Below are 22,760 nucleotides of genomic sequence, written 5' to 3' on the forward strand. Positions count from 1 at the left end.
TTCGGGGGAGGACTTTCACCTCCAAGCCAGGGCCCATGCCGGGCGTACCAACGAGAAACGGCCCCGCCGAGGCGGGGCCGTTTCTCGTCAGGCGCCTGCGTTCTCGGGCTACTCGCCCAGGGCCTTCCGGTTCTTCTCCAGGAGCTCCCCGCCCACCGGGTAGAACCCCTGCTCCTCGGCGATCTTCTGCCCCGCCTCGGAGAGTTCGAACTTGAGCAGTTCGGCCACGACCCCCTTGGGGGTTCCGTTGGTGTACTGGTACAGGGGGCGCGAGAGAGGGTACCGGCCCGACTTCACGGCCTCCCGGTCCAGCGGGCTCACGGCGGCACCGTCGGGGGTCTTGATCTTGAGGGGCTTGATGCCCTTTCGGACCTTTCCGTTTTCGTCCACCACGTAGCCGATGCCCACGTACCCGACGGCCGAGGCGTCCCGGGCGACGGCCTCCAGGATCTGGGCGTTCCCGTTCATCCGGTTCATGGTCGCGGCGTAATCCTTGTTTCCGAGCACGTGCTCCTGGAAGAACACGTAGGTGCCCGAGTTGGACTGCCGGCCGTAGAGGGTCACCGGCCGGTCGGGCCCGCCCAAGGCCTTCCAGTTCTTGATCTCGCCCCGGAAAAGCCGGCCCACGTCGTCGGGAGTGAGCGCCTCGATCGGGTTGTTCTCGTTTACGATCACGCACAGCCCGTCCACGGCCACCGCGAACTCCACCGGCTCCACCCCGTTCTTCCGGGCCAGCTCGACCTCCTTGGGCTTGATCGACCGGGACGAGTTTGCGATGTCGGCCTTGCCGTCGATCAGGGCCGCGATCCCCGTGCCGGAGCCTCCCCCGGTCACGGCCACGAACTGCCCCGTCTCGTCCAGGAACGCCTCGGCCCAGGACTGGACCAGGTTCACCAGGGTGTCGGACCCCTTTACCTGCACCATCTTCCGTCCGGCCCAGGCCGGACCCGCCAGCGCCAGGGCCACCGCCGCGACTGTCACCAGAATCCTTCGCATGTCGTTCGCCTCCTTCTCGTTTCGGGTTCGCTTCGACGGCGCCCAGATTAGCCCCCCGATGTTACGGCCGGGTTACGACCCGATTACGGTTCGGTGAAGGCGACCGGTCGAATTCCTCCGGTCCCGCTTGTCATCTTTTCGCAACGCGGTCGTAACCCGCCCGTAACATTTCGCTGCTACACTCCCACCCGATCCTTCCCCTGACCGGATGACATCCATGAACAAAACCACGGTCTTGACCGTCTCCGGCCCGGCACGGCGGCGGAACCGCTTCGGGGAGCGGTTCATCGAGTGGAGCCTGGCCGCCTGCGGGTACGCCTCGATCCTGGTGCTCGCCGGGATCTTCGCGCTCCTTCTGTGGCAGGGGGCCAAAGCGTTTCGGGAAATCCCCCTCTGGGAGTTCCTCACCTCGGCCCGGTGGGACCCCACGAGCCCGGAGGGCGCCCGGTACGGCATCCTCTCCATGGTGGCCTCCACCGCTCTCGTGACCCTGGGGGCCATGGCGTTCACCGTGCCCCTGGGGCTCGGGGTGGCCGCCTACCTTTCGGAGTTCGCCCCGGCCCGGGTGCGCGAGGTCCTCAAACCCGCGGTGGAGATGCTCGCCAGCATCCCCAGCGTGGTCGTCGGGTTTATCGGGATCGTCGTCGTGGGACCCGCGATCGCGAAGCTGTTCGGCCTGCCCCACGGGCTCACGGCCCTAAACGGCGCGGTGCTCCTGACCGTGATGGCGCTCCCCACGGCAGTGAGCCTCGCCGAGGACGCCCTGCGAGCCGTGCCCCGGGACTACCGACTCGCCAGCCTGGCACTGGGGGCCAACCCCTGGGAGACGTTGATCAAGGTCACGATCCCGTCGGCCGCTCCGGGGATCCTGGCGGCCATGATGCTCGCCATGGGCCGAGCCATCGGGGAGACCATGACCGTGCTCATGGCCTGCGGAAACGCCCCGGCGTTCCCCGGCGGGTTCCTGTCGCCCGTACGGACCATGACGGCCACGATCGCAATCGAACTCGGGGAGGTGCCCCACGGCACGGCCCACTACTTCGCCCTGTTCGCCGTGGGGCTCGTGCTGTTCGTGATTTCGTTCGCCGTGAACTGGGTCGCCGACGCGTTCATCCGGCGGGGGAGGCGGTCGGGATGAGGGCGAAACGGATCTGGTCAGCCCTGGGCCGGTCGTGGCTTCTTCTGAGCACCCTGGTCGTCGTGGCCGTGCTCGTGGCGTTCCTGGCCCACATCGCCTACGAGGGATGGCAGGTGATGGGCTGGGAGTTCCTGACCGACCGGCCGCGCAAGGGCATGACGGCGGGCGGCATCTTCCCGGCCATCGCGGGCACGGCCCTGGTGAGCCTGTTGACCGTGGCGTTCTCGCTCCCCCTGGGGGTGGGGGCCGCGATCTACCTGGTCGAGTACGCCCCGGAGAACCGCACCACGCGGTGGATCCGGCTCGCCATCCGGAACCTCTCGGGCGTGCCCAGCATCGTGTACGGGCTCTTCGGCGTGGTGCTGTTCGTGGACCTCTTGGGGCTGGGCACAAGCCTCCTTTCGGCCGGGCTCACCCTGGGGCTTCTCACGCTCCCCTGGATCATCACGGCGAGCGAAGAGGCCTTAAAAAGCGTGCCCTCGGCGTACCGGGACGGGGCCCTGGCCCTGGGGGCCACCCGCTGGCAGGCCATCCGCACGGTGGTGCTGCCCCCGGCGCTCCCCGGCATCCTCACCGGGGCGATCCTGGGCCTGAGCCGGGCGGCCGGGGAGACGGCGCCCATCCTGTTCACGGGCGTCGCCTTCTTCCTCCCCTTCGTGCCCCAGAGCCTCTCGGACCAGTTCATGGCCCTGCCGTATCACCTCTACATCCTTTCGACCCAGCACCATTCGCTGACCAAGGTCCGCCCGCTGGCCTACGGGACCGCGCTCGTCCTGGTGGGCCTGGTGTTCAGCCTGAACCTCACGGCCTTTGCCGTGCGAAGCCGCATGCGGCGCCGGCTCGAGTCGGCCCGCTGAGAGCCCAGAGGACCCCCATGGACACCCCCGTTCGCCTCGACTGCCAGGACGTCAGCGTCTGGTACGGCCCCAAACAGGCGCTGCACGACATCACGATCCGCATCCCCTCGAACCGGGTCACGGCCCTGATCGGCCCGTCGGGCTGCGGCAAGAGCACGTTTCTTCGGTGCCTGAACCGCATGAACGACCTGGTGCCCGGGGCCCGCACGCGGGGCCGCATCGTCCTCGACGGCGAGGACATCCTCTCGCCCTCGACCGACGTGGTGGACCTGCGCCGGCGGGTGGGCATGGTGTTCCAGCGCTGGAACCCGTTTCCCAAGTCGATCTTCGATAACGTGGCCTACGGCCCCCGGATCCACGGCGTGCGCGACAAGGCCCGGCTGGCCGAGATAGTCGAGGACGCCCTGCGCAAAGCCGCTTTGTGGGACGAGGTGAAGGACCGCCTGCGGGCCTCGGCCCTGGAGCTCTCGGGGGGCCAACAGCAGCGGCTGTGCATCGCCCGGGCGCTGGCCGTGGAGCCCGAGGTACTTCTAATGGACGAGCCCGCCAGCGCCCTCGACCCCATCTCCACGGCCCGGCTCGAGGACCTGATCGCCGAGCTCAAGGGGCGCTACACGATTGTGATCGTGACCCACAACATGCAGCAGGCCGCTCGGGTCTCGGACTACACCGGCTTTTTTTACATGGGCCGGCTCGTCGAGTACGATCGGACCCAGAAGATCTTCACCTCGCCGGCCCAGGAGCAAACCGAGGCTTACATCACCGGCCGGTTCGGCTGAGCCGGCCCCGGAGGCACCGATGAAACCCCACACGAGCAGGGCCTACGAGGCCGACCTGGAGCGGCTCCAGCAGCAGATCCTCCGGATGGGCGCCCTGGTGGAGCAGGCCATCGGCGACGCCATGGCGGCGCTCGTGGACCGGGACCCCGAGCGGGCCCGGGCCGTGATCGCCCGGGACCACGAGATCAACCGCCACGAGGTGGAGATCGACGAGCGGTGCATCGAGCTTCTGGCGCTGCGCCAGCCGGCCGCGGGGGACCTTCGGCTCATCATCACCGGGCTCAAGATCTCCACCGATCTCGAGCGGATCGGGGATCTCGCCGTCAACATGAGCGAGCGCGCCCTGGAGTTCGTGGCGGAGCCCCCGCTCAAACCCCTCATCGACCTGCCCCGCATGGCCGAGGCCGCCCAGGCGATGGTGCGCCGAAGCCTCGACGCCTACGTGAACCGCGACGCCGACGCCGCCAAGGCGGTGTGCGAGAGCGACGACGAGGTGGATCGCCTGAACGACCAGATCTTCCGGGAACTCCTGACCTACATGCTGGAGAACCCGGCCAACATCTCCCGGGCGCTGGGGCTCATCCTGATCGCCCGGTACCTCGAACGCATCGCCGACCACGCCACGAACATCTCGGAGATGGTGATCTACCTCGTGAAGGGCAAGGACATCCGCCACACCCACGTGCCGGAGGACGCCGGCGCGAGCTGATCCGCCCTCGGAGGCCCCCATGCGCATCCTGGTCGTGGACGACGAGGAGGATCTGGTCGACCTCGTGACCTACCATCTGGCCAAGGCCGGGTACGAGGTGGACCGGGCCTTCACGGGCGGCGAAGCCCTGAAGCGGGTGGAGGCCCTCCGGCCGGACCTCGTCGTGCTCGACGTGATGCTCCCCGACCTCCAGGGGTTTGAGGTGCTGCGCCTCCTGCGCGCCCGGGACGACACCCGGGAGCTTCCCGTCATCCTGCTGACGGCCCGGGGCGGCGAGATCGACCGGCTCGCCGGGTTCGAACTGGGGGCCGACGACTACGTGGTGAAACCCTTCAGCCCCAAAGAGCTCGTGGCGCGGGTGCGGGCCGTGTTGAAGCGGGCGGCGCCGGACGAAGGCCGGGGAAGACGGCTCCGGTACGGGGCCCTCGAGATCGACACCGGGGCCCGGCGGGTGTGGCGCGACGGCGCCGAGATCGTGCTCGCCCCCCAGGAGTACCGGCTCCTCGAGTTCCTGGCGACCCACCCCGACCGGGTGTACTCCCGAGAGGCATTGCTCCAGCACGCGTGGGACCCGGACGTGGTGGTGGATCCCCGCACCGTGGACGTGCACGTGCGCCGGCTCCGGGCTCGGATCGAGCCCGACCCCGGCCGCCCCCGGTGGATCGAGACGGTCCGGGGGGCCGGGTACCGCTTCAACGGGGGGAGGTAAGCCCGTGCCCCGCACCCTGTTCGGCCGCCTGCTCCTCCACTCCGTCGCCGTGTTGGCCGTGTTCTTGGCGGTGGCGGGGATGGCGGGCAGCCGGTTCGTCGACCGGTGGGAAACGGAACGGGTGGGCCGCGACCTCGAGGGCGTGGCGTGGGCGGCCGCTCCCCGGCTGGTCGAGCTCGCCGGCGGCGCCCTGCAGGCCGAGGTGCGCCGGCTCGCCGAACGCACCGGCCTCCGCGTGACCGTGATCCGCGCCGATGGCGTCGTGTTGGCCGACAGCCACCGTGATCCGGCCACTATGGAGAACCATGCCGGCCGGCCGGAGGTCCGGGAGGCCCTGGCCGGCCGGGTGGGCCACGCCGTGCGCCGCAGCGCCTCCATCGGGGAGCCCCTCGTGTACATCGCCGTGCCGGCCACCCCGGTGGTGCGGGTAGCCCGCTCTTTGGCCTCGGTGGCGGCCCTACAGCGGGAACTCCGGAAGCGCTTGGGGATCGCTGCGGTCCTCGGGTTCGGGGTGGCCTTCGGGCTCGCGGCCGTCTTTTCCCGGAGCACGGCGCAGCGGCTTCGGAGGATGACCGAGTTCGCGACCCGGGCCGGGGCCGGGGACCTGGAGGCGCCCTTGGCCGTGGGTGGGGCCGACGAACTGGCCGACCTCGAGCGCGCCCTCGGGGACCTTCGGAACGCCCTCCGGGAGGAACTCCGGCTCCTTCGGGCCGAGCGGGCCCGGCTCCACTCCCTCCTCGATCACCTTCCCGACGGCATCCTGGTGCTCGGCCGCGACGGCCGCATCCGGATGGCGAACCCGGCGGCACGCCGGATCCTGCGGCTGGGGCACCCGGCCGAGGACCGAACGGGGGCGGAGGCGCTTCGCCACCCGGACCTTCAGGCCGCGCTGGCGCGGTGCCAGGCCGACCCCACGAACCCGCCGGACCCCGTGGCCGTGACCTGGCCCGACCCGCCCTGCCGGCTTCTGGCCCGGTTCGTCCCCCATCCCGACGACGAGGGGGGAGACGGGGTTCTCGTGGTGCTCCGCGACGTGACCCGGCAGCACGAGCTGGAGCGGATGCGGCGGGACTTCGTGGCGAACCTGGCCCACGAGCTGCGCACCCCGCTCACCGCCATCCGGGGGGCGGCCGAAACCCTGCCCGAGGCCCTGGACGAGGACCCCGAGGCCGCGGCCCGGTTCCTGGAGTCGATCCGCCGCAATGCCCGGAGGCTCGAGGCGCTCCTGCAGGACGTGGCCGAGCTCGCCCGGATCGAGGCCGGCGCCGCACCCGTGCGGCCCGAGCGCGTGGACGCCCGGGCCCCGGTGCGTGCCGTGGTGGAGACGTTCTCGGCCGAGGCCGAGCGGGCCGGGGTGGAGCTGGTGGCCGAGGTGCCGGAGGGCCCGGTGGAGGCCGAACTCGACGCCGACAAGGTGGAGTCGGTTCTGATCAACTTGGTGCAAAACGCGGTGCGCTACACCCCGGCCGGGGGCCGGGCCCGGGTGAGGCTCGAGGTGGGGGACGGTCGGCTCGCCTTCGTGGTGGAGGACACCGGGATCGGGATTCCGCCCTCCGAGATCCCCCGGGTCACCGAGCGGTTCTACCGGGTGGACCCGGGCCGGTCCCGGGCCACGGGCGGCACCGGCCTCGGCCTCGCCATCGTGAAGCACCTCACCGAGCTCATGGGGGGGACCCTCCGGATCGAGCCCCGCCACCCCCGGGGTACCCGGGTCACGGTGACGGTCCCCCGTGCCCCCGGGCCTGACGGCCCGGCGGCCGGGCGGCGAGGCCGCTGACCTCCCTTCGGTTCCCGGCGAACGGCGCTGCCCCACCCCGTGGGGACCCGCGCGTGCCCTATTCCTGGTACCTTCAAACGTATTGCCAGATGCGGGTGGGGGACTGGTTCCGGCCGGGCGCGAGTGCGATGCCCGATCGCCGCGCCTCTGCATGCCGTTGCCGACTCGGCAGGTCGGGGCGCCGGCAGCGGAAGTTCCGGAACCTCAAAAGCAATCCAAGCCTCTTGGGGCGCGGCGACGTGAGGGGCCGCACCCGGCTCTCCACCAGCCCCCCACCCGCTGGTTTCCGTAGCAACCATGGGGATCTGACAACACTTCCGTTGGTGTTCGTGGCGGCCGGAGTACTAGGATCCAACTCCGCGATGAGGCCCCGTCACCCCCTCCACTCCCGGGCCGCCCGGATCATGGCGTGGAGGTTTTCCGGCCTGGCGTCCCAGAGGGAGATCCCGGTTCCCAGGATGAACCCCCCGTCCGTGGCGACCGCGTCGAGGAGATCCCGGACGTAGGCCTCCACCTCGGCCGGGGTGGAGGTCGTGAGCAGCGCCCCCGAGACGTTTCCGCTGATGCACGCGCGGCCGCCGAGGACCTCCTTGGCCTTTCGCATGACGGTGTTCTCGAACACCCACAGGGTGCGCCCCTCGGGCAGGTCTTCCCGGGCCAGGGTGTCGAGCCGCCGCGTGTAGGCGCCTTCGGCGAAAAGCATCGGCACGCAGCCCTCTTCCACGAGCCCCAGGATCACGGCCTTGAGGCTCGGCCAGTAGAACCGCTCGAAGTCCCGGGGCGACATCATGGGGTCCTCGCCCTTGTGGAGCGGCATGAACACCATGGGGTTCCGGGCCAGGGTCGCCGTTCGCACCCCGAGCTCGATCGCCTTCGGCACGAACCGCTCCACCGCCTCGAGCACCTTGTCCGGCCGCCGGAACAGGTCGAACATCATGGGCTTGGTGCCCCGGAGGGTGTCGGCCACGATGTCGAAGGGGGCCTTGCTGAACCCGCCCCGGAACGTGGGCAGCCCCCGCTCGGCCACGATGCCCCGGTCGATTGCCGTGACCGCCTGCCGCCACTCGGCGGCGGCCCGGCCGGCTTCGAGCAGCCTCTGGAACGCCTCCTGCACCTCGGGGGCGCCAAAGGCGGAGAGCACCGGGCCCACGTTGGGGATTTCCAGGAGGCTCGTCAGGTCCGGAAGGGTCTCCCAGGCCTTCAGGGCGCCGAAGATCCGGGGCATGTACCGGGTGACCCAGAACCGCGTGGGATCCTGCAGGAGCAGGTCGTACTCCTCGGCCTTGAGATACTCCCCCTCCACGGTCTGATAGCACTGGTCCTCGCCCACCCCGTGCCCCGGCCATTCGTAGAGGCGGTAGTCGAGGATCTCCAGAACCCGGCCCGGCGTGTAGGAGGCCGCGCTCAGGTAGGCGTCCACGTCGAAGTCCTCGTAGAACCGGCGCTGGGCCTGCCCGAGCTTCTCGTACTCGTACATGGCCTCGCGCATGGTGGCCCCGCCGTGCCGGGCCGGGTAGAGCCCCACAAACGGACACACGGGGACCCGTTCGGGCTTCCCGAGCTCGACCGCCGCCCGGATGCGCGAGGCCCGCTCCCGGTACGCCTCCCGCGCCTCGGCCGAGGGGAACGCCAGCCCCTCGCCCTCCTGCCACACCCGCATCCTCTCCCGGTACTTCTCGTCCGCCGTCAGTTCCTTCCAGTTCGGGGTCAACATCGGGTGCCTCCGCGATAGGGGTTCACCGGCCGTCCCACAGACGCCCGGCCCGGAACGCCCGGGTGTAGTCCAGGCAATTCCGGTCGTGCCCGAGGACGAGGCGCGCCGCGTAGAGGGCTCCCATGAGCCCCCGGTCGGTGGGGTCCAGGATCGCCGAGTCGAGCCCCGCGGCCAGGGCCAGGGTCAGGAACGCCCGGTTCACGAGGCTTCGCAGGGGGAGTCCGTAGGAGACGTTGCTGAGTCCCACGGTGAGATGGACCTCGGGGAACTCTTCCCTCACCCGCCGCATCGTTTCCAGGGCCACGGCGGCGCTTCGGTGGTCCGTGGCCACGGTGAGGACGAGCGGGTCCACGTAGACCCGGTCCGGGGCGAGGCCCGCTGCCCGGGTTCGCCGGAGCACGCGGCGCACCGCCGCGAGCCGTCCCTCCACCCCCTGGGGGATCCCCCGGTCGTCCAGGGCGAGCGCGATGACCGGGCAGTTCCGGGCCGCGGCCAGGGGCAGCACGGTGTCGAGCCGGCTTTCCTCGCCGCTGATGGAGTTGATCAACGCCGTTCCCCCGGCCGCGGCGAGCCCCGCCTCCAGGGCCTTGGGGTTCGCGCTGTCGAGACAGAGGAGCCCCTCTCCTTCCCTTCGCACGTTTTCCACAAGCCACGCGAGGTCGTCGGGCTCCCGGTCGGGCTCGGTGCCCGCGTTCAGGTCGAGCGCGTCGGCCCCGGCGTCCCACTGGGCCCGGGCCAACCGGCGCACCGTGGCCTCGTTCCGGGTCAGCACGGCCTCCCGCACCGCGGGCCGGGTCCCGTTGATCTTTTCGCCGATCAGCAGCATCGGATCACCCCAGTTCCGCGGCCCAGCGCTGGCAGATCTTCACGGCGTTGCGCGCGTCGCCGCCGGCCACGTCGGCCCCGACGTAGGCGCAGACCTTTTCGTCCACCGGCGCCCCCCCGACCATGATCCGCACCCGGTCCCGGAGCCCGGCCGCCGTCACGGCCTCCACCGTGGCCTTCATGGCGTCGAAAGCGATCGTGAGGAGCCCCGACAGGCACAGGATCCGCGCGCCCGTCTCCTGGAGCGCCGCCACGAACCGCTCGGGCGGCACGTCGACCCCGAGATCGGTCACCTCGAACTTGGCCGCCCGCAGCAGGTCGATCACGAGGTTTTTCCCGATGTCGTGGATGTCGCCCTGCACCGTGCCGAACACCACCCGTCCGGCCGGCGCCCCCGCGTCCAAGGCCTCCCGCACGGCCGCCAATACCTCGTCCTCTCGCAGATCCGCGATCAACCGAACCACGTCCGTCATCGGTTCCTCCTCTCGTGTCGCCGCCGCGCGGCGTCGTCGTGTGGACCCCGGCGGACCGACCCCTGTTTTCCCGCCACTCCTTCAGAGCGTTTTACCGAGCTGCATCCGAAGCCGTTTGGCCGCCTGCCGGAGGGGCAAGGGGTCTGTCGGAGAACCGGGCACGGCTTCTCGGTCCGCCGCGCGGCGCCGCCGACGCTCGGATCGCGAAAGGACTCGGATTCCGCTGCGCTGTCGTGAAAGCAGCTCTTCGGTCCTGTGCCCGCTCGGCGAATCTCAATGCACGGCTTCGCGCCCGACCCGAGGCAGGGCCCCTTTCTTGCCCCGAGCCCGTATGGGATGAATGGCAACTTGGCATCACCCGGCCGGGCCGTGGCGGGCGGACGGTGTCAACAGGTCCTCCAGCCGCACCTCGCCCCCCGGCTCCACCACCAGGAACTCCTCGCCCCAGGGACCCCGGACCAGTCTCCGGAGCAACCCCGGATCCCCCCGGACCTCCCCGTAGGTGAGGCCGTACCGGGCGGCCCATTCCCGGGCCTTCTCCCGGTGCGGTGAAAGATCTGCCCCCGGGGTGGCGACGAACACCAGTCGCCGATAGTGGCGGAGCATGGTCCGCACGAGCCCCTCGGCCCGCTCGTCGCCCCACCGCTCGGCCCACCGGCGGGCCTCCTCGAAGGGCCCCAGACCCGCCTCGATCCACCCCCTCGTGACGAAGTACGTCCCCAGGTCCTCTTCCCGAAGCCGGCGGTACGCCCCGGCCGATCCCAGGAACAGGGCGATGCAGTCGTCCACCCGGGGGATCACGAGGCGGGAGCGACCGCCCCGTGAGCTGGGGCTGGTTCATCTGCCGGGGCGACACGCTCCGGTTCCGGGCCCGGGTGGGGGCGTGGAGGGAGGGGAGGTAGCCCCCCTAGTGAGGCGTTCCTGAAATCCCACGGCTTCCCACGGGGTGGGGCTGGGGGCCCCTCCTTCGCTGTACGGCCTCTCAGGGGCCGCCTCGGCGCGGTCCGCCGCGGCGCGTGAGGGCACGCACCGCAGCCGCTCCCCTGGCGCCGGGCGGCCCGAGCTGCTCGGCCGTCGCGCTTCGTCGGAACCCCCAGCCCCACGACCGCAATTTGCATACTTTTTTGAGAGACGGAGCACTAGCCCGGGTGGGAACCCTCGACCCCGAGGCGCGCCGCGATGTCGCGGCGCAAGGCGACCTTGTCCACCTTGCCCGTTTTGGTGAGGGGGAGGTCATCCACGAACACGACCCGCTCGGGCCAGTGGAGCACCGAGGCCCCCCGCTCCTTAAGGAATGAGACGATGTCCTCGAAGGAGGCGGACTCCCCGGGACGAAGCTGGACGTAGGCGCACACCCGCTCCCCCAGATCCGGATCGGGCATCGGCACCACGGCCACGGCCACGACCGCCGGGTGGGCCCCGACCAACCGCTCCACCTCCGAGGCGCTGATGCTCTCCCCGCCCCGGTTGATCATCTCCTTCACTCGGCCCACCAGGGTCACATAGCCCCGCTCGTCGATCTGGGCCAGATCGCCCGTCCGGAACCACCCGTCCGGCGTGAAGGCCACGGCATTCTCCTCGGGGTTGTCCAGGTACCCCGAGAACACCCCCGGCCCCTTGATCACCAACTCCCCGGTGTGGTCGGGGGGAACCTCTCGGCCCAGGGGATCGAGCACGCGGTATTCGTCGTAGGGGCAGGTGGGCCGTCCCACCGTGGCGCACACCGTGTCCAAGTCGTCGTCGCGCCGCGTGATGGTGGTCTGCCCCTCGGTGCCGCCGTACCCGTTGTAGTACACGCAGCCGAGCGCCCGCACGGCGCGGATGAGCTCAGGGGAACTCGCCGCCCCGCCCGAGTGCATCTTGGCCAGCGACGAAAGATCGTACTCCCCGAGCCGGGAGTGCTGGACGAACCGGTTCGCCAGGGTGGGCACCCAGACGACCGCCGTGACCCGCTCCCGCTCGATGGTGCGGCACACGGCGTCCATGTCGGGGTGGTCCAGGAACACCAGCCGGGCCCCCACGGCGACGCCACCCAGGAACCCCTTGGTGAACGTGAGGTCGTGCCCGATGGGCCCGGCGAGGAGGCAGGTGTCGTCGCCGTCGTAGTCCCAGGCCCGGGCCGCGTGCTCCACCGCGCACACCAGGCTCTCGTGGATGCGGGGCACCACCTTCGGAAGCCCGGTGGTTCCCCCCGTGGGCGCCAGGTGCGCCACCGCTTGGGGATCCGGCCGCACCCGGGCGAGCCGCTCACCCCCGCCCGACACCCCGGCCCGACACAGGTCCTCCCACCGCAGGTCCTCCACGGCCCCAGCCGCCCGCACCCAGACGACGCGCTCGACCTCGGGGTGGGCGCGGCGCACATCGGCCACGATGGGCCGGAAGTCCGTGTTCCGGAACCGTTCCGGAACGAGCCAGGCCGTGGCTCCCGTCAACCGGATCAGGTGTCCGATCTCGTGCTGCCGGTAGCGGTCGATGAGGAGCACCGGGACGGCGCCCATCTTCTGGAGGGCGAAGTAGGCCACGCCGAACTCGTGCCAGTTGGGCAACTGGAGGAGCACCCGGTCTCCGGGCTTCACCCCGGCCTCCAGAAGCCCCAGCGCCGCCGCCTCGGCCTGGGCGCTCGCCTCCCCGTAGCCCAGGCGTGCCCGGTCGTCCACGAAGGCCTCCCGGTCGGGGTGGCGCTCCGCGGCGCGATCGAGGAGCTCCCCCAGCGTCATGCCGGGCCACCAGCCGTTTTCCACGTAGCGGCGGACGTCTTCGGGGGCGTAGGGGACGAAACCGCGAAGCGCCGTGCTCATCGGATTTTCCTCCTTTCTCGCTTCTCATTTCCTTTTGTGGGCGGGGGGCTTTACACGGCCAAACGAGTGGTGCATCATGTTACCACTAACTGAGTTAGAGTCAACTCTTTCGTTCGGAGGCACCATGGGTCGACCCGATCCTTCCCTCCCCCTCGGCGCGTTCGTGAAGCTTATGCGGGCCGCGGCCGCGGTGTCGGCCCGGGTGCACGAACCGTTGGCCGCCGAGGGCCTGACCCCCTCCCAGTTCGGGGTCCTGGAGGCCCTCTACCACAAGGGGCCCCTGTGCCGGCGGGACCTGGCCGCGAAGATCCTCAAAACCGGGGGCAACATCACCCAGGTGGTGGACCACCTGGAGCGGCGGGGATGGGTTGTCCGCCGGCGCGACCACGAGGACCGCCGGATCGTCACGGTCCATCTGACCGACGAGGGACGGTCTGTGATCGAGCGGGTATATCCGAAGATGGAGGCATCGATCGTGCAGCACATGTCGGTGCTGGCGCCAGAGGAACTCGAAGCCCTTTCGCGCCTTGCGAAGAAACTCGGGCTCGCGGCGTCGGCCGCGCAGACCGCGACGGAGTCGAAACCATGACGGAAAACCGCTGGATCCGTATCGATGTCAACGGGGAACCCCGGGAGTTTCCGGTGGGAGGGCGATCCGGCCAGATGCCGCCGTCGGAGACCCTGGCCGAGACCCTTCGGGGCCGACTCGGACTCACCGGAACGAAGGTGGGGTGCGACCGGGGGTCCTGCGGGGCCTGCACCGTGCTCCTCGACGGGGTCCCCGTGCTCGCCTGTCTCACGCTCACGGTGGAATGCGACGGCCACAGCGTCACCACGATCGAGGGCCTCGGCAATCCGGAGACGGGGGACCTGGATCCCGTCCAGCAGGCCTACCTCGACCACACGGCCTACCAGTGCGGGTTTTGCACCCCGGGAATGATCCTGGCCACCAAGGCCCTCCTCGCCCGGCGGCCCGACCCCACCGAGGAGGAGATCCGAGCCGCCCTGGCGGGCCACTACTGCCGCTGTATCAGCCACTACCACGTGCTCCGGGCCGTGGCCGATGCGGCACGGAGGGCGCGGTGATGGAGGCCCGCCGGTTTCGCCACGTGGGCCGGGCCACCCCCCGCAAGGACGGCCGGGACATCGTCACGGGCCGGGCCGAGTACATCGACGACCTTTCGATTCCGGGCCTCCTGCACGGGGCCGTGCTCCGAAGCCCCCACCCCCACGCCGAGATCGTGGCCGTGGACTCCCGGGAGGCCCTCTCGATGCCCGGGGTGCGGGCCGTGCTCACCCACGAGAACGTTCCCCCGTGGAGGTTCGGCATTCCGCGCGTCGTGCCGGTGCTCGACCGGAAGGTCCGCTACGTGGGCGACGCCGTGGCCCTGGTGGCGGCGGAAACCCGGGAGCAGGCCCGGGCCGCCCTGGACCGCATCCGGGTGACCTACCGGGAACTCCCGGCGGTCTACACCCTCCACGAGGCCACCGCCCCCGGCGCGCCAGCCCTCTACAACCAGTTTCCCGGCAACCTCCTGCCCGTGGAGAGCACCGCGTTTGGTCCCCACACCCTGAGCCGGGTGGTGCTGGGCGACGTGGAGGCGGGCTTTGCCGCGGCCGATGTGATCCACGAGGGGGAGTTCGGATACGAGACCGTCCCCAATCCCCTGCCGATCGAGCCGCCCGGCGTGATCGTCCGCTGGGACGGCCCCGACGCCCTCACCGTGTGGGCGGCGAGCCAGAGTGCCCAGTGGTACCGGTTCATGATGACCGGGAAGATGGGGTTCCCCGACATCCATGCCATCGGCACCCAGTGCGGGGGAAGTTTCGGGTCGAAAAACTACGCGCCGCTTCCGTTCTTTTACGCGGCGGCCCTCGCCCGGGCCACGGGCCGGCCCGTGAAGGTGATGTACACCAAAGAGGAGCAGTTCGGAGCGTTCGTGCTCCGGCTCGGGTCGCGGTTCCGGGGGCGCATCGGCCTTCGGCGCGACGGCACGGTGACGGCGGTGGAAGGCGAATGGCTCGTGGACACGGGGGCATACTCCGACCAAGCCCAAACCCAGATCGCGGTCGGGTGCGGGGAGGCCCAACTGGTGCTCCGCTGCCCCAACTGGAACCTCCAGCCTAGGCTCGTGGTCACCAACCGCGCTCCCTCGGGCATCGTTCGGGGGTTCGGGGGCCAGGAACTCGAAAGCTCGCTCCTCCCCGTGGTCATGGGGGCGGTGGAAGCGATCGGCATGGACCCGGTGGAGTTCTTCAAGAAGAACTACGTGAAGCCCGGCGACGGGTACCTATGGCGGGAGGGCGGGTGGTGGGTGTGCCGGGGACACGACTACTCGACCGCCATCGAAAAGGGGGCCGAGCGGTTCGGCTGGGCCGAGCAGTGGAAGGGGTGGCTCGTTCCCACCGAGGTGCGCGGCGACGTGCGGGTGGGGGTGGGGGTGGGGGTCCACGGGAACGCCGACGTGGGGGAGGACGAGTCCGAGGCCTACGTGCGGCTCGAGCCCGACGGGCGTGCGGTGATCCATGCCGGGGTGTGCGAATCCGGCATGGGGCAGCGGAGCAGCCTGTGCAAGATGGTGGCCGACGTACTCGACCTGCCCCTCGAGCGCGTGACCCTGACGCCGCCGGACTCGCGGGTCAACCCCTTCGATTTCGGCCTCACCGGGTCCCGCGGCACCTGGGCGGTGGGGGCCGCGGTGGTGGCCGCGGCCGAGGACGCCCGGCGCCAGTTGCTCGAGCGGGCGTCCCCGGTCCTGGGCGCCCGGCCCGAGACCCTCGACACCCGCGACGGCCTGGTGTTCGTGCGAGGGGAAGAGGGAGCCGCCGTCCCCTGGAGGAAGGTGTTCGGCGTGTTCGCGAGCATCACGGGGCACGGCGCCTTTCGGCCCGACTACTCGATGCCCAATTTCCTCATCCTGTTCGTGCGGGTGGCCGTGGACACCGGCACGGGCAGGGTGGACCTGGAGCGGGTGGTGGCCGCCACCGACGTGGGGCAGATCATCGACCCGCCCACCCTGGAGGGCCAGATCTTCGGGGCCCTGGGCGCGGCCGGCCTCGACACGGCCCTGTTCGAGGAGACCCTGATCGACCGGCGGCTGGGCCGGATGCTCAACCCCAACCTGATCGATTACAAGTGGCGGACCTTCGAGGAGTTGCCGCGGTTCGAGGCCGTGGTCCTGGAAACCCCGCTCCCCTCCCACCGGTTCGGGGCGATCGGGGTCGGGGAGATCTCCACCTCCCCGGGCCCGGCCGCCGTTCTCATGGCGGCCTCGAACGCCCTGGGGGTGCGCCTCGACCGATACCCCCTCACGCCCGACCGGGTCCTGGCCGCCTGGGAACGGGCGCGGAAAGGAGGAAACGGGTGAGGCCCTTCGCCCATCAAAGCGCCCGGAGCCTGGACGAGGCCCTCGCCGCGGCCCGTTCCGGACGCGTCCGCTGGCTCGCCGGGGGCGCCGACCTCCTCGGTGTCCTGAAGGACGAGATCCTCCCCGAGTACCCGGAGACCCTCGTTAACCTGAAGACGATCCCCGGCCTCGACCGGATCGAACCCGGCCCCGGGGCCTTGCGGATCGGGGCCGCCGCCCGGCTTACGGCGGTTGCGGAGCACCCCGAGGTGAAAGCGCGCTACCCGCTCCTGCGTGCGGCGGCCCTTTCGGTGGCGACCCCCGAGATCCGCAACATGGGCACCCTGGGGGGCAACCTGTGCCAGGACACCCGGTGCTGGTACTACCGGTACCCCCACCACCTGGGCGGAAGGATCCTGTGCCGCCGCAAGGGGAGCGGGCCCTGCCACGCCGTGCGGGGGGACAACCGGTTTCACGCCGTGGTCGGCGCCAAGGGGTGCTTCGCGGCCTGCCCGTCGGACACGGCCGTGGCCCTCGCGGCCCTCGGTGCCACCCTGCGGATCGAGGGACCCGCCGGCCCCCGCCTCCTCCCCGTCCACGAGCTTTACTCGCCCCTGGGGCTCACCCTCGCCCCCGGCGAGCTCGTCGTGTCGGTCACGGTACCCCGCCCCGCCGGGGAAGCGAGGCAGGCGTTCGAGAAGTTCACGTTCCGGCGTCCCGTGGACTTCGCCGTGGTGAGCCTCGCGCTGGTCGTGGCGTTGGACGGCGCCGTGTGCCGGGAGGCCCGGGTCTGGCTGGGGGGCGTGGCGCCGGGTCCGCACCGGGACGAGGGCGCCGAGGAAGCGCTCCGGGAAACCGCCCTCGCCGACCAGGACATCGAGGCCGCCTGCGACCGCCTGCTGGGCGGGGCGAAACCCCTGGCGGGCAACGGGTACAAGATCCAGATCGCGAAGACCCTACTCCGCCGCACCCTGGGGCGGATGGCCCGGTGAGCGGGTTCCCGGCGGGGGGCGGCGCTCCCCCAGGGGTCCGGAGCGGCCGGAGAGTCCCGTCCCGAACCATCGAGGAGGTCATCCCGTGACGGTGCCCAAGGTCCCCATCGAGCCCGGCCTGCGGCTCCTGTACGCGTCGGCCGTTTCCATCGGCCCCCCACTGGAACTCGGCGCTACACCCGTCGGCGTTCGTCGGATCATCCCGATCACGGGGGGAAGGTTTGAGGGGCCGCGGCTGCGCGGCACCGTGCTTCCGGGCGGTGCCGATTGGCAGATCATCCGCGCCGACGGGGTGGCCGAGGTCTCGGCCCGGTACACCCTGCAAACCGACGACGGCGCCTTGGTTCAGGTGGACAACTGGGGGTTGCGCCACGGGACGCCGGAAGTGATCGAACGGCTGGCGGCCGGCGAACCGGTGGACCCTGGGGCGTACTACTTCCGCACGGCGCCCCGGTTCCAAACCGGCCACCCCGCCTACGAATGGCTGAACCGGACCGTTTGCATCGCCGTGGGGGAGCGGCGGGCCCGGGAGGTGCTCATCACGGTCTACGAGGTGCTGTAGGCCCGCCCAGGGCGGGGGCCGTGGCCCCCGTCACCCCACCCGGGTCTGCTTGTTTGTGGCCCGGGCCGCGATCTGAGCGAGCCCCCCCTCCCCGAACCGCTTGAGCTTGAGTCCGCCCCCCAACCGGGGGAACTCGTCGAGGATCAGGAGCTCGTCCGGCAGCTTGAACGGGGCCACCCGGTCCTTCAGGAACTCGCGGATCGCCTCCAGGGTCGGTGGTTCCGCACCGAGCGCCACCCGGATGCACGCGCAGATCGATTCCCCCAGCACGGGGTTCGGGGTGCTCACCACCGCCACCTCCTCCACCGCCGGGTGGTGGACGAGGTGAACCTCGATCTCCGAGGGCAAGATCTTGAACCCGCCCCGGTTGATCCACTCCTTGATGCGCCCCAGGATGGCGAACCGCCCCTCGCCGTCGAACCGCCCCACGTCCCCGGTGTGAAGCCATCCGTCCCGGATCTGGTTTGCGGTTTCGTCGGGCCGGTTCCAGTACCCTCGCGTGACGTGCCACCCCTTGAGCAGGAGCTCCCCCTGCTCCCCGGGCGGGCACTCCTCGCCCGTGGCCGGATCCACCACCTTCGCCTCGGTGCCGGGGATGGGGTACCCCACGACCCGCTCCCGGACCTCCAGGGGGGTCTGGTAGGGCAGGATGAACGAGAGGCCCGGCCCCACCTCGGAGGCGCCCAGGAACGACGAGATGTAAACGCCCATCTCCGTTTGCACCCGGCGGATCAGCCCTTCGGGCGCGATCTGGCCCGCGATGAGCCCCGCCCGCACGGAGTCGAGCCGGTCGCGGCCCGGCTCCCGGTCGCGCAGTTCCATGATGTAGTGGGCCGGCGCCGCGAGCTGGAGCGTCACCTTCTCCTGCTCGATCCACTCGAAGGCCCTCCGGGGGCTGAAAGCGTCCAGGAGCACCACCCGGGCCCCGAGGAGATACGGCTGGATCAGGATCGCGCCGCACCCGTAGGAGTGGGTCATGGGGAGGAACCCCAGGAACGTGTCGTCCTCGGTGGCATCCACCCCGAGGGAGTACGACCATCCCCCCCTCACGGCCTGGGCCTGGCTGATCATCGCCCCCTTGGGCTTCCCGGTGGTGCCCGAGGTGTAAAGGAGCATGCACAGGTCGTCCGGCCCCAGCGGGGCGTCGGCCACCACCGCCCCCCGGGCCGCCAGTTCGGAGAACCGCACCCACTCGTCCCCGCGTGGCAGATCCCTCGCCGCCCCCGCCACGATGACCCGTTCGAGGGCCGGGGTCCGGGGAAGGATCGCCCGGATCAGTTCCAGGTAATCGAACCCGTTCCACGCGTCCCACGAGAAAAGCCACCGCGCCCCGGCGTCGGTCAGGATGAACGTGAGCTCGTTTTCCCGGTAGTTCGGGTTGATCCACGCCACCGAAGCCCCGAGCTTCTGGAGCGCATAGAAAGCGAGGACGAGCTCCACCGAGTTCTTCATGTAGATCGCGGCCATGTCGCCCCGGCGCACGCCGAGCTGCTGGAGCCCCCTGGCCAGGGACTCGACGCCGTCCACGAGTGCCCGGTAGGTGAGCCTGGTGTCGCCGTCCACGAGGCACTCCTTGGCGGCCCGTCGCTCGGCCGAGCGCCGCAGGGCGGCCCACACCGTGAGCCCTTCCAGGTGGTCGTAGGTCGATGCGGGAAACGGTTGCTGGGGCATGGGACCCTCACTTTCGGGAAACAGGGGGAGGGCACCGGCGCCTCTGAGGGCGCCCCCTCCCCCGCGCACCACGAACCCGATCCGAACCCTGTGGCCGTCACGCCGCCTTTCGCACGGCGCACAAAAGGGCCTTCATCTGGGGGTACCCGAAGATCGGCTCCCGGCACCACGCGTCGGTGAGCCGGTTCGCGTTCTGCTCCCCCTCCCACCCGTGGGGCACGAACACCACCCCTTCGGCCACGTTCGGATCCACCCTCACCCGCATGCGCACCCGGCCCCGGTTGGTTTCGATCTCGGCCAGGTCGCCATCCGCCAGGCCGTACCGGGCGGCCGTCTCGGGCCCGATCTCCGCGTAGGGCTCCGGACTCTTCTCCCGGAGGCCCCGGATCCTCCGGAACTGGCTATGGGTGTAGTAATAGTTCCGGTGCCCCGTGGTGAGGATGAGGGGAAACCTCTTCCGGTACTCGGGATCGGCCTTCACCGGGCTTCGGTCGGGCTCCAGGTACACCGGCAGGGGATCGGCGCCCGCCCGGGCCATGGCCTCGCTGTAGAGCTCGATCTTCCCCGAGGGGGTGGGAAGATTCGGCGGCATCTCGTAGCGCTTCTTCCCATAGAAGTCGCCCTCGGGCTTCTCGTGGAGCAGGTAGTCGAAGGAAAGCCCGGTGGGCTCGAGCTCGAACGCCACGAACTCCTCCTCGGTCGCCCAGGGGAAGTACTCCCCGAGCCCGAGCCGCCGCGCCAGCTCCGTGAACACCCACCACTCCGAGCGCGACTCCCCCAGGGGTTCGATGCACTTTTTCCGGAGCATCATGTAGGGGAGCCCGTGGCACACGTTGTAGGTGTAGGCCACCCCCCACTTCTCCAGGTGCGAGCAGGCCGGCAGCACGTAATGGGCCTCGCGGGCCGTCTCGGTGAGGAACATGTCGTGCACCACGAGGAGCTCGAGCTTCCGGAACGCTTCCCGGAACGCGTTCGAGTCGGGCATGGAGACCAGCGGGTTTCCGCCCACCACCCAGAACGCCTTGAGCTTTTCGGGCACGGCCTCGGGCACCTTGGTGACCACGCCGTAGGGACTCTTCCGGCCCCACAGCTCCACGAACAGGGGGTATTCGTCGGCGCCCAGGGGATCACCCCCCGCGTCGAGGCCCACGTTCCCGAACCGGGGGCGCGGGCTGATGACCCAGCCGCCGGGCACGTTCACGTTGCCCGTCACCACCTGGAGCGCGGCGAACGCCCGGCTCGCCTGCACCCCGGCGGCCGTCTGGTCTTGGGTGCAGGTGCCCTGGTAGATGCTCGCCCCTTTGGTTTCGGCCATCCACCGGGCCAACCGGCGGATCTGATCCGCCGGCACCCAGGTGAGCTTCTCGGCCCATTCGGGGGTGAACTCCCTCACGTGCCGGGCCAACTCCTCGAAGCCTACCGTGTGCCTCTCCACGAACTCCTTGTCATAGAGGTCGTTCACGATGATCTCGTGGAGCATGGCCAGCGCCATGGCCGCGTCGGAACCCGGCCGGATCCGCAGGTACAGATCCGCTTTCTCGGCCATGGGGATCCGCCGCGGGTCGATCACCACCAGCTTCGCACCCCGCTTCAGGTTCTCCTCGATCGCGAGTTTGAGCGGAAAATCGCTCGCGTCGGGGTTGTGACCCCACAGGATGTGGAGCTTCGAGTCCAGCTCCTCCACCGGGTACTTTCCGAACGTGATCTGCCGCGCCCGGATCCGCATCCGGTAGCACACGCTCTCCACGGAAAAGAAGTTGGGGGACCCGTAGGCCGCTTTGAACCGCTGGGCCAACCCGGCCATCTCCAGGTTCTCGACCCCGATCGATCCGCTGAACATCCCGAGCACCTGGGGACCGTGATCTCGTCGGAGTTGGTCGAGCTTGGCCGCGATCTCGTCGAGGGCCTGGTCCCACGGGATCTCCCGAAACTCCCCGTCCACCCGCTTCAGGGGTCGGAGGATCCGGTCTGGGTGGTAGATGTTTTCGAGGGCCGCCTCCCCCCGCGGACAAAGCTGACCCCGGTTGAGAGGGTGCGACTCCAACCCCTCAACCTTTACGGCCCGGCCGTCCCGTACGGTCACCTTGCAGCCGCAGCTGTGGTAGCACAGGGTGCAGTCCGTGTAGATCACCTGGGGTTCCGTCTGAGGGTTCGCCATGGGTCACCTCCGGCACGACGGTGAGATGGGGGCCGGCCCAGCCTGCGAGCGGAGCCGAACCCCGATTCGAGGGGACACGACCTCCGCTCAGACACCCGAGCGCGGCATGATTTCATTGAACAAAATTCAATTTTAGTTTTCAGTCTACGCGGAACGGCCCCAACTGTCAAACCTCGGTTCAGAGGTCGCCTCCCGTTCAAACCTACCGCGGTTCCCCGGTCGCGCCAAGGGGTCTGGAGCGAAGGAAAGGGTATTTTTGTTCATTCCACAAAACGACAGGAGGGGCACTCCGCCAAAAAAAGCGGCACCCGCGACGCGGCCCCCTTGACGCCGCTTCCCGAGCCCGGCATACTCTAAACCGCGTTTGTTTTATGAGATCAAACCTTACCGTGCGTTTTTGGCTTCACCGCCCATCGCGCCGGAGCTCAAGGCTGGCCGCAGAGCCATCGTGTCAGAAGCACCGACCCTTGATTTGAACATTCCACTGAACATCTTGCTTGCCTAGGGAAGGAGGTCCGTCGCGTGCCGACGGAGTACTGGAACCCGCTCACGGAGACCCTGCCCGCGGAACGCCTGCGGGATCAACAGCTCGCCAAGTTCCGGCGGGTCCTCAGATGGGTGTACGACCGGAGCCCCATGTACCGCCGGAAATACGAGGCCGCGGGCCTCCGCCCGGAGGACGTGCGCACCTGGGACGACGTGGCCCGGGTCCCCCTGCTCACCAAGGACGACTATCGGTGCCAGGGAAAGGACCCTTACCCCTACGGCGACACCCTGTGCGTGCCCCCGGAGGAGGTGACGGTGTTTCACCAGACCTCCGGGACCACGGGGACCCCCCGTGCACCAGCCGGACACCTGGGCGGACTGGGAGTGGTGGAGCGAGTGCTGGGCCACCATCCTGTGGGCCCAGGGGTATCGTCCGGCGGACCGGGTGTTCCTGCCCTTTGGCTACAACGTGTTCGTGGCCTACTGGGCCGGCCACTACGCCTGTGAAAAGCTGGGCGCCGAGGTGGTGCCCGGAGGGGTCCTCGGAACGAAGGAGGGGGCGTCGTGAGAGCGGAGGACCGGGTCCGGGCAGTGGTCCGGGCGATCGAGGCGGTGGAGGCCGCCCTGCGCCCCTCGCCGAAACGGGAGACGATCTTCCCGCCGTCGAGCGAAACGTCCGCCGCGCGGCCGGCACGATCTCGGCCCTCAAGGCCCAGTTTCTCGGTTTGGCAGACGAAGGAAGCGGTGAACCGGAGTGATCCCCCCAACC

The 22,760-nt window shown here is 70.1% G+C and carries 20 protein-coding genes; 12 read left to right on the top strand and 8 right to left on the bottom strand.

The window, feature by feature from the left end; translation table 11 throughout:
• Positions 1 to 108: 108 nt before the first annotated feature.
• A complete protein-coding gene (locus ACYQ8L_RS07395) occupies positions 109 to 996 on the bottom strand; it encodes a PstS family phosphate ABC transporter substrate-binding protein (RefSeq protein WP_459941146.1) in 888 nt (295 codons plus the stop codon).
• Positions 997 to 1,213: 217 nt separating this feature from the next.
• Between ACYQ8L_RS07395 and pstC the strand changes: the two genes are divergently transcribed.
• The 6 genes from pstC to ACYQ8L_RS07425 are packed head-to-tail and all read left to right on the top strand — an operon-like array spanning position 1,214 to position 6,965.
• Complete coding sequence (gene pstC, locus ACYQ8L_RS07400; protein WP_459941147.1) at positions 1,214 to 2,134, top strand: phosphate ABC transporter permease subunit PstC; 921 nt, start codon at positions 1,214 to 1,216, stop codon at positions 2,132 to 2,134.
• Complete coding sequence (gene pstA / locus ACYQ8L_RS07405; protein WP_459941148.1) at positions 2,131 to 2,991, top strand: phosphate ABC transporter permease PstA; 861 nt, start codon at positions 2,131 to 2,133, stop codon at positions 2,989 to 2,991. Before pstC ends, pstA begins: the two co-directional genes overlap by 4 nt.
• Positions 2,992 to 3,008: 17 nt before the next feature.
• On the top strand, positions 3,009 to 3,770 hold the full coding sequence (pstB, locus tag ACYQ8L_RS07410; RefSeq protein ID WP_459941149.1) for a phosphate ABC transporter ATP-binding protein PstB: 762 nt from the start codon (positions 3,009 to 3,011) through the stop codon (positions 3,768 to 3,770).
• 19 nt (positions 3,771 to 3,789) lie between these two features.
• On the top strand, positions 3,790 to 4,479 hold the full coding sequence (gene phoU / locus ACYQ8L_RS07415) for a phosphate signaling complex protein PhoU (protein WP_459941150.1): 690 nt from the start codon (positions 3,790 to 3,792) through the stop codon (positions 4,477 to 4,479).
• A gap of 19 nt (positions 4,480 to 4,498) precedes the next feature.
• Positions 4,499 to 5,188: a response regulator gene (locus ACYQ8L_RS07420; RefSeq protein WP_459941151.1), complete on the top strand. Its 690-nt coding sequence runs from the start codon at positions 4,499 to 4,501 to the stop codon at positions 5,186 to 5,188.
• A 4-nt stretch (positions 5,189 to 5,192) separates the two neighbouring features.
• A complete protein-coding gene (locus ACYQ8L_RS07425) occupies positions 5,193 to 6,965 on the top strand; it encodes an ATP-binding protein (RefSeq protein WP_459941152.1) in 1,773 nt (590 codons plus the stop codon).
• A gap of 373 nt (positions 6,966 to 7,338) precedes the next feature.
• Here ACYQ8L_RS07425 and ACYQ8L_RS07430 read toward each other — a convergent pair whose 3' ends face one another.
• The 5 genes from ACYQ8L_RS07430 to ACYQ8L_RS07450 all read right to left on the bottom strand — a co-directional run bounded on the left by ACYQ8L_RS07430 (position 7,339) and on the right by ACYQ8L_RS07450 (position 12,775).
• The gene (locus ACYQ8L_RS07430; RefSeq protein WP_459941153.1) at positions 7,339 to 8,679 is read right to left on the bottom strand and encodes a uroporphyrinogen decarboxylase family protein; all 1,341 of its coding nucleotides are present in this window, start codon (positions 8,677 to 8,679) and stop codon (positions 7,339 to 7,341) included.
• A gap of 22 nt (positions 8,680 to 8,701) precedes the next feature.
• Positions 8,702 to 9,505, bottom strand: coding sequence for a dihydropteroate synthase (locus tag ACYQ8L_RS07435; protein ID WP_459941154.1), 804 nt, complete (start codon positions 9,503 to 9,505; stop codon positions 8,702 to 8,704).
• Positions 9,506 to 9,509: 4 nt separating this feature from the next.
• Positions 9,510 to 9,977 carry a cobalamin B12-binding domain-containing protein gene (locus ACYQ8L_RS07440; RefSeq protein ID WP_459941155.1) on the bottom strand — a complete coding sequence of 156 codons (468 nt, stop codon included), beginning with the start codon at positions 9,975 to 9,977 and terminating at the stop codon, positions 9,510 to 9,512.
• A 354-nt stretch (positions 9,978 to 10,331) separates the two neighbouring features.
• Entirely contained in the window at positions 10,332 to 10,778 is a 447-nt protein-coding gene (locus tag ACYQ8L_RS07445; protein ID WP_459941156.1) for a DUF1638 domain-containing protein, read from the bottom strand.
• Between the two features lie 338 nt (positions 10,779 to 11,116).
• Entirely contained in the window at positions 11,117 to 12,775 is a 1,659-nt protein-coding gene (locus ACYQ8L_RS07450) for an AMP-binding protein (RefSeq protein ID WP_459941157.1), read from the bottom strand.
• 124 nt (positions 12,776 to 12,899) lie between these two features.
• Between ACYQ8L_RS07450 and ACYQ8L_RS07455 the strand changes: the two genes are divergently transcribed.
• The 5 genes from ACYQ8L_RS07455 to ACYQ8L_RS07475 all read left to right on the top strand — a co-directional run bounded on the left by ACYQ8L_RS07455 (position 12,900) and on the right by ACYQ8L_RS07475 (position 17,676).
• Complete coding sequence (locus tag ACYQ8L_RS07455; RefSeq protein WP_459941158.1) at positions 12,900 to 13,364, top strand: MarR family winged helix-turn-helix transcriptional regulator; 465 nt, start codon at positions 12,900 to 12,902, stop codon at positions 13,362 to 13,364.
• A complete protein-coding gene (locus ACYQ8L_RS07460) occupies positions 13,361 to 13,861 on the top strand; it encodes a (2Fe-2S)-binding protein (RefSeq protein WP_459941159.1) in 501 nt (166 codons plus the stop codon). The genes ACYQ8L_RS07455 and ACYQ8L_RS07460 overlap by 4 nt, the downstream gene beginning before the upstream one ends.
• Positions 13,861 to 16,143 carry a xanthine dehydrogenase family protein molybdopterin-binding subunit gene (locus ACYQ8L_RS07465; RefSeq protein WP_459941193.1) on the top strand — a complete coding sequence of 761 codons (2,283 nt, stop codon included), beginning with the start codon at positions 13,861 to 13,863 and terminating at the stop codon, positions 16,141 to 16,143. Before ACYQ8L_RS07460 ends, ACYQ8L_RS07465 begins: the two co-directional genes overlap by 1 nt.
• Positions 16,140 to 17,114: an FAD binding domain-containing protein gene (locus tag ACYQ8L_RS07470; RefSeq protein ID WP_459941160.1), complete on the top strand. Its 975-nt coding sequence runs from the start codon at positions 16,140 to 16,142 to the stop codon at positions 17,112 to 17,114. The genes ACYQ8L_RS07465 and ACYQ8L_RS07470 overlap by 4 nt, the downstream gene beginning before the upstream one ends.
• A gap of 85 nt (positions 17,115 to 17,199) precedes the next feature.
• Positions 17,200 to 17,676 carry a DUF3237 domain-containing protein gene (locus ACYQ8L_RS07475; RefSeq protein WP_459941161.1) on the top strand — a complete coding sequence of 159 codons (477 nt, stop codon included), beginning with the start codon at positions 17,200 to 17,202 and terminating at the stop codon, positions 17,674 to 17,676.
• 30 nt (positions 17,677 to 17,706) lie between these two features.
• On the opposite strand, the gene ACYQ8L_RS07480 is transcribed toward ACYQ8L_RS07475, so the two are convergent.
• Together ACYQ8L_RS07480 and ACYQ8L_RS07485 are read right to left on the bottom strand one after the other, a co-directional pair.
• Positions 17,707 to 19,347, bottom strand: a complete 1,641-nt coding sequence (locus ACYQ8L_RS07480) for a class I adenylate-forming enzyme family protein (protein ID WP_459941162.1) — start codon at positions 19,345 to 19,347, stop codon at positions 17,707 to 17,709.
• A gap of 97 nt (positions 19,348 to 19,444) precedes the next feature.
• Complete coding sequence (locus ACYQ8L_RS07485; RefSeq protein ID WP_459941163.1) at positions 19,445 to 21,505, bottom strand: molybdopterin-containing oxidoreductase family protein; 2,061 nt, start codon at positions 21,503 to 21,505, stop codon at positions 19,445 to 19,447.
• An 838-nt stretch (positions 21,506 to 22,343) separates the two neighbouring features.
• On the opposite strand from ACYQ8L_RS07485, the gene ACYQ8L_RS07490 reads away from it, so the two are divergent.
• Complete coding sequence (locus ACYQ8L_RS07490) at positions 22,344 to 22,559, top strand: hypothetical protein (protein ID WP_459941164.1); 216 nt, start codon at positions 22,344 to 22,346, stop codon at positions 22,557 to 22,559.
• Positions 22,560 to 22,760: the final 201 nt, after the last annotated feature.

The sequence above is a fragment of the Deferrisoma palaeochoriense genome (genome assembly GCF_054656955.1).